The following is a 12,192-nucleotide window of genomic DNA, read 5'->3' as shown; positions in this document are numbered from 1 at the left end:
AAAAAGGAGGGGTTTCCATGAAATTCGCAATTATTGGCGGAAACGCCCAGGCATTGCTGCTGGCACATCTATTGAAAAAAGAAGGCGATGTGCAGCTGATCATCACGAATGAAGAACAAGCCGCTGAACTTAACGCGCATGGGCTCATTTATGGAACAGAACAACAGCAAATCGCCGTTTATAATGATTTTGAACAGGTGGACCCGGATGCTTATATATTTATTACGGTTCATTCAGATGAACTGCCGCCTATCTTAAGGTTGCTGAAAATTCGCCGGCCTAGCAATCCGCTCGTGTTTGTCCAGCAAGGGATGCTGTATATCGAAAAAGCCCGCTTATTGGCGCATCGCCAAATCGCGGTCGCCACATTGGATTGCGACGCAGTCAAAATCAATGCACACGAAATTAATTACTCGAAAACGCCTCAGCTTAGCCTTGGCGTATTGAAAGGCGAGCCGGCTCAATTCGAAGTGCTCACGAATGTGGGCCACATGGCGGTGCAATGGACAGAGGATATCGAGAGCCGGTTGTTCGAACAGCTGTTGAGAGACAGCCTCATCAATCCGTTGACGGCGCTGATGAAAATCGAAAAAGGGCGTTTGATTACTGATCCGAATGCCTACGAACTGTTCCGCAATCTGTATAACGAATTGTATTTAGCATTTCCGGAAATCGAAAGCTTGCAGCCGATCGAACGCGTCGCTGCTTATTGCGCGTCACGCCCGGAAGAAATATCTTCCATGCTTGCAGACCGAATGGCCGGTGACTCGATGGATGTGGATGGGCTGATGCTGTACATCCTGCAGATTTCGAAATTGGATTTGCCTTTGTTCAAAGCGTTCTACCACTTATTGAAGACTGTTGAGGAAAACTGATGGAATGGATATCTACTGCCGGGAACGTGCTGCTTTACGTCCCGTTTATCTTGTTTTTATTTGTTTACGCATTGACCTATAAATCACAAAAACGCAAAGCGCTTGGCATTGCGGCTGATGTCACTGCCTTTCTGTTGTTTTTTTCAGTGCCGGCATCGATTGAATTGCTGTTTGGCTTCGAAGTTCAGCCTTTTATCCTCATGGCAGCTTTACTGTTTGCGATCTTTCTGCTGATCCGTGAATGGAAGACTCAAAAAGAACTCGAAGTGATCAAGTTCCTGCGCAAAGTCTGGCGCATTTGTTTTTTGGCTTTGTCTGCCATTTATGCCGTCACTTGGCTTGCCGGCCTCATCTTTTTAGCAATCCAATCATTCCGCTAGGCGGATTTTTTCTCAAGCAATCCTCCTTTTGTTATAGTAGTCTTTGAATGTAAAGCGAAAAGGGGATTCAACTTCATGAAATTAGAGGAGAAATACATACCGCCATCCTCCAAACTGATGGCTGATTATACGAACGAAGAACAAACGATTTTGCGATACTTTTCCTATGGGCCTTCCTTGAAACAAGCCCGTAAAAGGCTTGAAACTCTTGAAAGCCATCCGGTCGATCGCGAAAAGCTGGTGTCCATCATCGCAAGTTATATGGAACCTTTCGGAATCTCTGAAGCGGCAAGGCAAAATCTTGAGCGTTTCGAAAAAGGCGCATCGGTCGTCGTCACTGGCCAGCAGGCCGGGTTATTGACAGGTCCTTTGTATACGGTGCACAAAGCAATTTCTGCGATTTTATTGGCGAAAGAAGCTTCTGAAAAGCTAGATACACCGGTCGTGCCGGTATTTTGGATCGCCGGGGAAGACCATGACTTGGCCGAGATTTGCCATATTTACCGCGAAACGAACGGACGTGTCGAAAAGCTGAATTACCCGCATGCCAAACTTGGGAAATGCGCTGCTTCACACGCACCGCTTAAAGCAGATGAAATCGAGGCGTTTTTGGAAGAATATTTCCGCAGCCTGCCCGAGACCGTGCATACGAAGGAAATCCATTCCTTAGTATTTGGCCATCTCGAGAAAGCCGATACATTTACCGCATTTTTTGCAAGTTTGCTCAATCATTTCTTCAACCAGGAAGGCTTGCTTTATATCGACGCAGCCTATGAGCAATTGCGCGCCTATGAATCAAGCTTTTTCTCACAGATCATCGGAAACAGCAAAGCGATAGCGAAAACGGTTGTGGAAACTGAAATAGCGCTTCAAGAGGACGGTTATACAGCAGGGATCGATGCCAAAGAGGAAGCGGCGCATCTCTTCATCACGATCGAAGGCGAACGCCTATTGCTCGAGCGTGATGGTAGCCGTTTTGCCGTCAAGAATACGGCGATCAGCTATACGGAACAGGAACTCTTGGAGATTGCCAAGAACGAACCCCAGCGTCTCAGCAATAATGTCGTAACACGGCCGTTGATGCAGGATCTCGTCTTTCCGGTGCTCGCTTTTGTCGGCGGGCCAGGCGAAATCGCCTATTGGGCGGCGTTAAAAGGCGCATTCGAAGTCATGGGAATGGAGATGCCGATTGTCATGCCAAGGCTCAGTGTCAGCTTGGTCGACCGCCGGACTGCAGCACTTTTGGAGAAGCGGGACTTGAGTTTTGAAGAGGTCGTCGTGGAGCGGAAAATTCCCCAATTGCGCAATGAACTTTTCGATCACATAAGAGACGAAGAAACGGAAGCGAAAATTGATGAAGTCAAACAAGGCTTGGCGAAAGAGTACGAAGAACTGATCAGCCGTTTTACAGCGGTTAGTGCCGGACTCACGCCTTTGGCCGAGAAGAACTTGCGCATCCACTTGGCTCAGCTCGATTTCTTGAAACACAAACTGCAAGATGAAGTGGCGATCCAGAACAGCACGCAGTTCAATCAACTTGCAACGATCGAAAATGCCCTCTTGCCGGAATCAGGGTTGCAGGAGCGGATATATAACCCGGTCCCTTATTTGAACCAGTATGGCAAAGCTTTAGTGGAAGACCTATTAGCGCTGCCGATGAAATACGATAACACCCACAAAATTGTCACTCTTTAACTTGGAAAAGCCTGCATATGCAGGCTTTTTTTATGTGAAGTAAACTCTTTGAGATGAAATGCTGTAACAATAGTGAAATATTTCAAAAACAAGTGGTGGCATGTGGGGGAATGTGGTACATTAATTATAATAAGTGGGGTGAAAGGCATGTTCATGGGCGAATTTCAACACAATGTTGATGCTAAGGGCAGATTAATCGTTCCTGCAAAATACCGTGAATTGCTTGGTGAGCATTTTGTGATCACCAGAGGCCTGGATCAGTGCTTATTTGGTTATCCGATGAATGAATGGAATAAAATTGAAGAAAAATTAAAAGAAATGCCAGTTACGAAAAAAGATGCGCGCGCATTCACCCGTTTTTTCTTCTCAGGGGCCCAGGAAGTGGAACTTGATAAGCAGGGGCGCGTCAATATACCTGCCAACCTTTTGTCATATGCCAAAATCGAAAAAGAGTGCGTCATTCTCGGCGTCTCCAACCGCTTTGAAATATGGTCGAAAGATGCATGGGAAGCGTATTTCGAAGAATCCGAAGAATCCTTTAATGAAATTGCCGAAAACTTAACTGACTTTGATTTTTAATTAACGAACGGGGGGACTGGGTTGTTCAATCACACTACAGTTTTGCTGCATGAAACTGTCGATGGGCTGAACATTCGTCCTGATGGCATATATGTAGATTGTACACTCGGCGGTGCCGGCCACAGCGAATATTTGGCCCAGCAGCTATCCGATCAGGGACATCTGTACTGCTTTGATCAGGATGTAACAGCAATCGAACATGCAAAAGAAAAACTGAAAGACCATTTACATAAGATCACTTTTATCCATGCAAACTTCAAAGATTTAAAGGAAGAATTAGAACAACGCGGAATCGAGCACGTGGACGGCATCTTATATGACCTGGGCGTTTCGTCGCCGCAGCTCGATACGCCGGAACGCGGATTCAGCTATCATCATGACGCCCCACTCGATATGCGCATGGACCAAAGTGCGGAACTGAGCGCTTACCATGTCGTGAACGAATGGCGCTTCGAAGATTTGGTACGCATTTTCTACCGTTATGGAGAAGAAAAGTTCTCCAAGCAGATTGCACGTAAAATCGAAGCTGCGAGAGAAAAACAACCAATCGAAACGACAGCGCAACTGGTCGAATGCATCAAAGACGGCATTCCGGCGCCAGCGAGGCGTAAAGGCGGGCATCCGGCAAAACGTGTATTCCAGGCGATCCGCATCGCGGTGAACGATGAGCTTGGGGCTGCTGAAACTTCTTTGCAGGATGCGATCGACATGCTCGCAATCGGCGGAAGAATCAGCGTCATCACTTTCCATTCGCTCGAAGACCGCTTGACGAAGGCATTATTCAAGGAAGCTTCATCACTTCCGGAACTGCCGCCGAACTTGCCGGTCATCCCGGACGGTCTTGAACCGAAATTGAAATTAATTACTCGAAAACCAATATTGCCATCGGAAGAAGAATTGGCGCATAATAATCGGTCGCGTTCCGCCAAGTTGCGGATTGCGGAGAAAATCAAACTCTAAGGACGTGTTTAAATGGCGTTGAATGCGAGAACCCAAACCTACATCCAGCAGCCGGCCGTTCCGCAAAGTCCGAATAGACAGCCGGCAAAAAAGAAAAAACGCATTACGAAGGGCGAGAAAATTCTTTACACAGCTTTCCTGGCTGTCTGCATCATGTGCGCATTGCTCGTCTTGCAAAATCAGTCGACAATCCAAGCTTCCACGCAGGAAATCCAGACAATTGAAAATTCAATCAATGAAACGACGAAACAAAATACCGATTTGTCCGTGCAAGTAAGTGAACTGTCTTCATATGAGCGCATTTGGTCGAAAGCAAAGGATTACGGCTTAAAATTAAATGAGCGAAATGTAAAGGTAGTGCCGGGACAATGAAGAAAAAATTTCGTTTTCAAGGAGGAGCCTTTCTGCTATTTTTACTATTTGCAGGGCTCTTTTTCCTTTTAATGGCCAGAATAATCACAATTCAAGCGACGGGCAAAGTGGAAGGTCAGGAATTGGCTGCGAGAGCAGCTGCCAAATACAGCCAGGAAGAAGTACTGACCGCAGAACGCGGGAAGATTTTGGACCGCAACGGCGAAGTCATTGCAGAAGACACATTGACGTATAAATTAGTGGCGGTGCTGGATGAATCGGTAACGACGAATCCAAAAGAACCGAATCACGTGATCGATGCCGAAGAAACGGCAGCGTACCTCTCTGAGCAATTGGGGACGCCGAAAGAAGAGTTAGTCAGCATTCTGGAAAATGGAATCGAAAAAGACCGTTATCAGGTGGAGTTCGGCGCAGCCGGACGCGAAATCAGCCACACACAGATGCTTGAGATGAAGGAAAAAGATCTGCCGGGCTTATTGTTCGTCAAGGATCTTAAACGCCTTTACCCGAACGGTGTGTTTGCTTCCCATCTAATCGGCTTCGCCATGAAAGAAGAAGTCGAGGATGGCCAAGTGAAGACCAAAGGCAAAATGGGCTTGGAGTCCATTCATGACGAAGTCTTGACGGGCAAAAACGGTAAAATGGAGTTTGATACGGATAAATGGGGATATCTATTGCCTAACAGCCAAGAAGCTGTCACTCCCGCTATCGACGGATCCAATCTGCAATTGACGCTGGACCGCACGCTTCAGAACTTTTTGGAAGATGCCATGTCGAGCGTCCAGGAAGAATACAACCCGGCACGCATGATAGCTGTGATCGCCGATCCGGATACCGGCGAGATCCTGGGCATGTCCCAGCGCCCGACCTTCAACCCGAACACGCGTGAAGGCTTATCGGACAATTGGTTAAACGAGAGCATCGAACTGACAATCGAGCCTGGCTCGCCGATGAAAGTATTCACATTGGCGGCAGCTGTCGAAGAAGGCAAATGGGATCCGAATGCTTATTATGATTCCGGGACCTATACATTGCTGGACCGTACAATCGGCGACCATAACAGCGGCCGCGGCTGGGGCAGCATCACGTTCCTTGAAGGCTTTCAGCGTTCTTCCAACGTATCGATGGGTTATTTACTTGAGCGCCTCGGTGCGGATAATTTCATGAATTACATCGATGCTTTCGGTTTCGGCGAAAAAACCGGCATCGATTTGCCGAATGAAGCGGCAGGAAAGATCCTGGATCAATACCCGATCAATAAATTGACCACTTCCTATGGACAAGGGTCGACCGTTACGCCGATTCAGATGATCCAGGCAGCAACAGCTCTGGCCGGAGATGGCACGATGATGAAACCGTATATCATCGATCAAATCAAGAATCCGGATACAGGCGATGTAACTGTGAAATCTGAACCACAAGAAGCCGGTACGCCGATTTCAGCAGAAACCGCGAAAAAAGTGCGTGAAATCATGGCTTCCACTGTCACATCGGAAGTTGGCTCTGCGCAAGGCTTCGCATTGCAGGATTATTCTGTAGCAGGGAAGACCGGTACCGCACAAGTTCCTGGAGAAGACGGACGGTATATGACGGGCTCGAACAATTATTTGTTCTCATTCCTCGGAATGGCCCCGGCAGATGACCCGGAACTATTGATTTACATCGGCGTGCAGCAGCCTCAATTGCCTGCGGATGAATACGGTTCTGTCCCGGTATCCAAAATCTTCACGTCTGTCATGGAAAACGGATTGAAGTATTTGAACATCGCACCTGAGAATTCAGTGGAAGCAAAGACTGTTGAAATTGAAGACTATAAAGGGCTTCCTATGGAAGAGGCGGTTTCTCAGCTAAAAGCCAAGGGGTTGAACCCGATTATCGCTGGTGATAATTCTCAAATAAGTGATCAATATCCAGCAGCCGGCGAGAAATTGGTGGCTGGTGAAAATATCATTTTGAGAACTGGCGGTACCACGGCCATTCCAGATTTCACGGGCTGGTCGAAGCGGGAACTATTGGCGTTCCAGGCGCTCAGCGGATTGCCGCTTGAAATTGCAGGCCAAGGTTTTGCCATGACGCAAAGTGTTGCACAAGGAGCAGTACCGGATAAAGGCGAATCGGTAATCATCGAATTGCAGCCACCGGAAATATTTTATCCGGAGCAATCGCTGAATGCTGAAAAAGCGCAGGAGACTGAGACTGAACAAGCTGCAACAGAAAGCCAGGAAACCACTGAAACTACAACAGAACCCATAACTGAAGAACCAACAGAACCAACAGAACAACAAACGGAACAACCTGTGAATAATGAATAAATGAACGAGTGTACTCGTCTTTAAAGGAGCTCTATTATGGAAGGTATAAATATATTTGGATTTGGGATTGCATTGGTCATGACCGTTGCATTGATGCCAGTATTCATCCCACTATTGAAACGCATGAAATTCGGGCAAAGCATCCGTGAGGAAGGCCCGCAATCCCATTTGAAAAAAACAGGGACACCAACGATGGGCGGATTAGTATTCCTTATTTCCATCATCGTCACGGTCCTATTGGTCGCCGCTTTCAATGGTGAATTGACAACGCCAGTGGTCATTTTGCTGATTGTTCTATTCGGTTACGGATTGATCGGATTTTTGGATGACTTCATCAAAGTGGTGCTCAAGCGCAATCTTGGGCTGACGTCACTGCAGAAATTGCTGGCGCAAATTGTCATTGCCGTTTTGTCGTTCTTTTTACTGCGCGCAAACGGCTTTGATACGGCACTCGGCATTCCCTTTACGGATGTATCCATCGAACTTGGTTGGGTATATGTCTTGTTCATCGTGTTCTGGTTGGTCGGCTTCTCAAACGCCGTCAATTTGACGGATGGTCTTGACGGGCTGGTCGCTGGAACGGCATCCATCGCTTTTGCTGCATTCGGCATATTGGCGATCGTCCAGCAGGAAACCGGGATTGCCTTGTTCACGTTTGCTGTTGCAGGCGGGCTGATCGGATTCCTCGTTTTCAACAAATACCCGGCAAAAGTATTCATGGGCGATACAGGTTCCTTGGCTCTTGGCGGTGCACTTGCCATGGTTTCGATCCTACTGAAACAGGAATTGCTCTTGCTCTTGATCGGTTTGGTGTTCGTCATCGAAACCGCTTCGGTCATTTTGCAGGTCGGAAGTTTTAAACTACGGAAAAAACGCATATTCAAAATGAGCCCGATCCATCATCATTTTGAATTGAGCGGCTGGTCTGAATGGAAAGTAGTCACCGTATTTTGGGGTGTCGGCTTCATCAGCGCTGCGATTGCCGTTTTATTGGAGGTCATGTAAATGAAAGATTTGCCGCAACTGCATCAAAAGAAAGTGCTTGTGCTCGGATTGGCGAAGAGCGGTTTTACCGCTGCACGCCTTTTACATAAACTCGGGGCTTTCGTGACGGTCAATGATTCCAAGCCCTTTGAAGAAAACCCTGAAGCCCAGGAACTATTGAATTTGGGTGTCACGGTCATTTGCGGGCGTCACCCGGAAGATTTATTGGATGAAGGTTTTGAGCTGGTCATCAAGAATCCGGGGATTCCTTATCGCAACCACCTGATCCAGAAAGCATTGGAAAAAGGCATCCCGGTATGGACCGAAATCGAACTGGCTTACCGCATCAGCGAAGCGCCGTTTATCGGCATCACGGGGTCGAACGGCAAAACCACGACGACGACTTTGTTATTCCATATGCTCAATCAAGATGGTAAATCACCGCTTATTGCGGGGAATATCGGCACAGTGGCAAGCGGAGTGGCAGAAAAAGCGACAGCTGACCACGTCATTGTCACAGAACTTTCTTCATTCCAACTAAAAGGGACGGAATCGTTCCGCCCGCATATCTCGATTATCACCAATTTATATGAAGCGCATCTTGATTATCATGGATCGCTGGAAGACTATATCGGATCGAAAAAGAAAATCACGGAAAACCAGACGGCTGATGATTATTTCATTTACAATGCCGACCAGCAAATGCTCGTGGACCATGCCAAGACTGTCAAAGCACAAGGCATTCCTTTCACCTTGAAAGGCCGCACCGAAGAAAGCATCAGCGCAGACAGCGACTATATTTATTGGCAAGGCGAACCGCTGATCGAGCGCAAGCGGATCATGCTGGCAGGTGAGCATAATCTTGAGAACATTTTGTCCGCCACTGCGGCAATGCTTCTTTCAGGAGGAACGAAAGAAACCATCATTCGCGTATTGACTTCTTTCACTGGGGTTAAGCACCGTTCCCAATTCGTTGGGGAATGGCAAGGAAGACGGTTCTATAACGATTCAAAGGCAACGAATGAACTTGCCACCAAGAGTGCGCTGGAAGCTTTCAACGACAACATCATTTTGCTTGCGGGGGGACTGGAGCGCCAGCATTCCCTAGAAGAATTGCGTCCCTATATGGACCGCGTGAAAGTGCTCGTCACTTTCGGCGAGACGGCAGACCGTTTTGCTGAATTTGCAGAAAGCTGCCATGTCCCGACGGTCATCAAAGCTGGATTGATGGACGACGCGGTCGAAAAGGCGGTCAGCCACTCCTCTGCGGAGGATACAATCCTATTGTCTCCTGCTTGTGCGAGCTGGGATCAATACGAAAGTTTTGAAGTCCGTGGCGATGCGTTCATCGAAGCGGTACGGAAATATACAGAAGCGAACGAATAAGGCGAAGGAGCGGCGGATATGGACAAAGTTATAGACATCGAAGAACGCATACCAACGCTCCGGGAGCGGCGCAGAAAAAGGTCGAACCGCAAGTTTGCGGCATTATTGACCGTTTTCGTTTCGTTGCTGTTCATTCTTTTATACAGCCAGTCCACTTACAGCGAAATCCGCGACATCAAAGTCACAGGTGCTGAATTGTTCGATGGCGAGAGTTATAAGCAGGCCAGCACTTTGGCTGTGGGGGAATCGATGTGGTCATTTGACAGCGGGGAGATCGAACAAGAAATCGAATCGCTAGAGTGGGTTGAATCGGCAACTGTCGAAAAGAAATGGCTGAGCTCTGTTGAAATCGAAATCGAGGAATTTGTCGAGATGGGGTATTTGGACCAAGGCAATAGCTATCAGGTGGTCTTGTCGAATGGCGTCGTGCTCAATCAGCCAATCAGCGTTGTGGAAGGACCGATCTTTTCGAATTTCGAAGATGAAGCGAAACGGGAAGCGCTGATTGAACAATTGGTCAAAACCGACCCGGAAGTGCAGAATCTCATCTCGCAAGTTATTTTGGATACAGAACAGGAACGTGCGGATTACATCACAATCTATATGAATGACGGAAACGAAATCAAGGCGATTTTATCGACTTTAGCAGAGAAGATAAATTATTATCCGTCTGTTACCGCTCAATTAGAAGACCGCAAAGGCATCATCGACATGGAAGTGGGCATCTATTTCCGTTCCTATAACGATGTGTTTGGATTGGCGGAAGCGGGTGAGGAACTTGAAAATGTCGAAGAACAATGACCGCAAAAGCATCAGCAAGTCGATCATCTTCTCGCTCGTTTTCTTAGTTCTCGGGTTTATCATGGCCTATTCCTATAGTTTATCGAACCAGCGGGAAGCGGAAAATGATTTTACGGGAGCCAGCTTTTTCGAGCAAAAAGAACAATACCGGAAAGAATTAATCGAACAGCAAGAGCGTAATAAAGAATTACGCGCAGAGTTGGATGATAAGCAAAAAGCCGTCCAGGAATTCGAACGGTCAGTGGTGGATGGCGAGGAAAACTATACGGCATACGCCCGGGAAGCAGAAGAATTGAGACGCTTCCTCGGGCTTGTTCCGGTTAAAGGGCAAGGCTTGAAAGTGACTCTCGAGGACGGCGAGTACACGGCTGACCATGTGAACCCGAACGATTATATTGTCCACGAAAGCCATGTGTTTCAAGTAATCAACGAACTCTATATTTCAGGAGCCGAGGCGATTGCGGTGAATGGCCAGCGGATTCACGGCAATTCCCATATAGTTTGTACAGGCCCTGTCATTACAGTCGATGGCATCCAGCATCCTGCGCCTTTTACCATCGAAGCGATTGGGAGTCCGGAAGTATTGGCTGCCTCCATGCAGCTGTCAGGCGGCGTCCAGGACCAGCTCGTCAACGATAACATCATTGTAACGCTTGATTCAGGGCAAGCCATCCGCATGCCGGCACTTTTGTCGGAGTTGGATACAGGGGGATGACGATGAAAAAACGCATTACTGGCCGTTTTACGGTCATTCTTTTTGTCATCGGTTTTATGACTGCAACACAATACAATACTGTGAATACGGATGACAGCCGGGATTCCCGGGATACATGGGAAATCCGTCAGCAATTATCGCGGGAAAAGCAACTTCATTCGGAATTGCTGTCGGAAATCAGCCTACTGGATGAGACACTCGGCAAGTATAGCGATGAAGCGACTCAAGATCCGGAGGCGGTTTTGAAAGAGACGGTCGAAGATTTGCGGATCTCTGCCGGCCTTTCGCAAATGAGCGGGCCGGGAATTGAACTCGAGATCAGCCCTTCGCTTGAAGCGATTGCGCTAGGAACCGAAATAACAGAAATTCCACCGGATTTATTGATCCGCTTGGTGAATGAAATCAACCGCTTTGACGGCATCGAGCTGGCGATTGCTGGGGAGCGTGTCATCAACACGACCGCGATACGCGATATCAATGGCTACACCACAGTGAATACTGAGCCTATCTCGACGCCACCGTTTGTGATTACTATTACGGCAACGAGCATGGAAGAAGCACGGAAACTTTCTAGTTATTTAACGGCTTCTGCAATTCACGATGATTTTTACATAGACGATTTGACGATCACTATTTCGGAGCCGCAGGAAGAATTGACGCTGCCGGCTTTCGATGAAGAAATCAACATAGATCATCTTCAAGCCGAGGAGGGGGAGTAGGAATGTGGATATCGATTCTTGGATTGCTGTTGGGCATTTCGCTCGGCTTGTTGACAGATATCCAAATACCGCCTGAATATGCCAGTTATTTGTCAATAGCAGTGCTGGCTTCACTGGATACGCTGTTCGGTGGTATACGGGCCCACTTGCAGCAAGTTTACGATGATAAAGTGTTCGTTTCAGGTTTTTTCTTTAATATCGTACTGGCTGCAGGCCTCGCTTTTCTCGGCGTCCATTTAGGTGTAGATTTGTATTTGGCAGCCATTTTCGCGTTCGGTGTGCGGCTATTCCAGAATATAGCGGTGATTCGCCGCATTCTGCTTGCGAAATGGGCCGAAAAAAAGAAGCTTGGTGAGGCAAATTGACGAATTGCAGGAAAATTTTCTAAGTTTCGCTATTTTACTTAGACAAGGT

At 47.5% G+C, this 12,192-nt stretch carries 13 protein-coding genes; all 13 read left to right on the top strand.

Annotated features, from left to right (window positions below; genetic code table 11):
- Nucleotides 1-17: 17 nt before the first annotated feature.
- The 13 genes from DFR62_RS01855 to DFR62_RS01795 all read left to right on the top strand — a co-directional run bounded on the left by DFR62_RS01855 (nt 18) and on the right by DFR62_RS01795 (nt 12,143).
- Nucleotides 18-875, top strand: a complete 858-nt coding sequence (locus DFR62_RS01855; RefSeq protein ID WP_121297768.1) for a ketopantoate reductase C-terminal domain-containing protein — start codon at nt 18-20, stop codon at nt 873-875.
- Nucleotides 875-1,255: a DUF3397 family protein gene (locus DFR62_RS01850; RefSeq protein WP_121297767.1), complete on the top strand. Its 381-nt coding sequence runs from the start codon at nt 875-877 to the stop codon at nt 1,253-1,255. The genes DFR62_RS01855 and DFR62_RS01850 overlap by 1 nt, the downstream gene beginning before the upstream one ends.
- Nucleotides 1,256-1,330: 75 nt before the next feature.
- Nucleotides 1,331-2,950, top strand: coding sequence for a bacillithiol biosynthesis cysteine-adding enzyme BshC (gene bshC, locus DFR62_RS01845; RefSeq protein WP_121297766.1), 1,620 nt, complete (start codon nt 1,331-1,333; stop codon nt 2,948-2,950).
- Between the two features lie 147 nt (nt 2,951-3,097).
- Nucleotides 3,098-3,529 carry a division/cell wall cluster transcriptional repressor MraZ gene (mraZ, locus tag DFR62_RS01840; protein ID WP_121297765.1) on the top strand — a complete coding sequence of 144 codons (432 nt, stop codon included), beginning with the start codon at nt 3,098-3,100 and terminating at the stop codon, nt 3,527-3,529.
- 21 nt (nt 3,530-3,550) lie between these two features.
- Nucleotides 3,551-4,489, top strand: a complete 939-nt coding sequence (gene rsmH, locus DFR62_RS01835) for a 16S rRNA (cytosine(1402)-N(4))-methyltransferase RsmH (RefSeq protein ID WP_121297764.1) — start codon at nt 3,551-3,553, stop codon at nt 4,487-4,489.
- Nucleotides 4,490-4,501: 12 nt separating this feature from the next.
- Nucleotides 4,502-4,861: a cell division protein FtsL gene (gene ftsL, locus DFR62_RS01830; RefSeq protein ID WP_058383507.1), complete on the top strand. Its 360-nt coding sequence runs from the start codon at nt 4,502-4,504 to the stop codon at nt 4,859-4,861.
- Complete coding sequence (locus DFR62_RS01825) at nt 4,858-7,173, top strand: penicillin-binding protein (RefSeq protein WP_121297763.1); 2,316 nt, start codon at nt 4,858-4,860, stop codon at nt 7,171-7,173. Before ftsL ends, DFR62_RS01825 begins: the two co-directional genes overlap by 4 nt.
- A 36-nt stretch (nt 7,174-7,209) precedes the next feature.
- Nucleotides 7,210-8,178, top strand: coding sequence for a phospho-N-acetylmuramoyl-pentapeptide-transferase (gene mraY, locus DFR62_RS01820; RefSeq protein ID WP_121297762.1), 969 nt, complete (start codon nt 7,210-7,212; stop codon nt 8,176-8,178).
- On the top strand, nt 8,179-9,543 hold the full coding sequence (murD, locus tag DFR62_RS01815) for a UDP-N-acetylmuramoyl-L-alanine--D-glutamate ligase (protein ID WP_121297761.1): 1,365 nt from the start codon (nt 8,179-8,181) through the stop codon (nt 9,541-9,543).
- Between the two features lie 18 nt (nt 9,544-9,561).
- Entirely contained in the window at nt 9,562-10,344 is a 783-nt protein-coding gene (locus DFR62_RS01810) for a cell division protein FtsQ/DivIB (RefSeq protein ID WP_121297760.1), read from the top strand.
- Nucleotides 10,328-11,059 (top strand): DUF881 domain-containing protein, encoded by a 732-nt coding sequence (locus DFR62_RS01805; RefSeq protein ID WP_421958177.1) that lies wholly within the window; start codon nt 10,328-10,330, stop codon nt 11,057-11,059. Before DFR62_RS01810 ends, DFR62_RS01805 begins: the two co-directional genes overlap by 17 nt.
- Before the next feature lie 2 nt (nt 11,060-11,061).
- Nucleotides 11,062-11,778: a DUF881 domain-containing protein gene (locus DFR62_RS01800; RefSeq protein ID WP_121297758.1), complete on the top strand. Its 717-nt coding sequence runs from the start codon at nt 11,062-11,064 to the stop codon at nt 11,776-11,778.
- 2 nt (nt 11,779-11,780) lie between these two features.
- On the top strand, nt 11,781-12,143 hold the full coding sequence (locus tag DFR62_RS01795) for a small basic family protein (RefSeq protein WP_121297757.1): 363 nt from the start codon (nt 11,781-11,783) through the stop codon (nt 12,141-12,143).
- Nucleotides 12,144-12,192: the final 49 nt, after the last annotated feature.

It is taken from the genome of Planococcus citreus (genome assembly GCF_003664125.1).
Classification (GTDB): Bacteria; Bacillota; Bacilli; order Bacillales_A; family Planococcaceae; genus Planococcus; species Planococcus citreus.
This window is presented reverse-complemented; position numbering and strand designations above follow the sequence as displayed.

Excerpts from the sequence above, each read along its gene's own strand:
- DFR62_RS01810 (WP_121297760.1), top strand. The coding sequence starts at position 9,562 with ATGGACAAAGTTATAGACATCGAAGAACGCATACCAACGCTCCGGGAG.
- DFR62_RS01800 (WP_121297758.1), top strand. The coding sequence starts at position 11,062 with ATGAAAAAACGCATTACTGGCCGTTTTACGGTCATTCTTTTTGTCATC.
- DFR62_RS01825 (WP_121297763.1), top strand. The coding sequence starts at position 4,858 with ATGAAGAAAAAATTTCGTTTTCAAGGAGGAGCCTTTCTGCTATTTTTA.
- ftsL (WP_058383507.1), top strand. The coding sequence starts at position 4,502 with ATGGCGTTGAATGCGAGAACCCAAACCTACATCCAGCAGCCGGCCGTT.
- DFR62_RS01805 (WP_421958177.1), top strand. The coding sequence starts at position 10,328 with ATGTCGAAGAACAATGACCGCAAAAGCATCAGCAAGTCGATCATCTTC.
- bshC (WP_121297766.1), top strand. The coding sequence starts at position 1,331 with ATGAAATTAGAGGAGAAATACATACCGCCATCCTCCAAACTGATGGCT.
- DFR62_RS01855 (WP_121297768.1), top strand. The coding sequence starts at position 18 with ATGAAATTCGCAATTATTGGCGGAAACGCCCAGGCATTGCTGCTGGCA.
- mraY (WP_121297762.1), top strand. The coding sequence starts at position 7,210 with ATGGAAGGTATAAATATATTTGGATTTGGGATTGCATTGGTCATGACC.
- DFR62_RS01850 (WP_121297767.1), top strand. The coding sequence starts at position 875 with ATGGAATGGATATCTACTGCCGGGAACGTGCTGCTTTACGTCCCGTTT.
- DFR62_RS01795 (WP_121297757.1), top strand. The coding sequence starts at position 11,781 with ATGTGGATATCGATTCTTGGATTGCTGTTGGGCATTTCGCTCGGCTTG.
- mraZ (WP_121297765.1), top strand. The coding sequence starts at position 3,098 with ATGTTCATGGGCGAATTTCAACACAATGTTGATGCTAAGGGCAGATTA.
- murD (WP_121297761.1), top strand. The coding sequence starts at position 8,179 with ATGAAAGATTTGCCGCAACTGCATCAAAAGAAAGTGCTTGTGCTCGGA.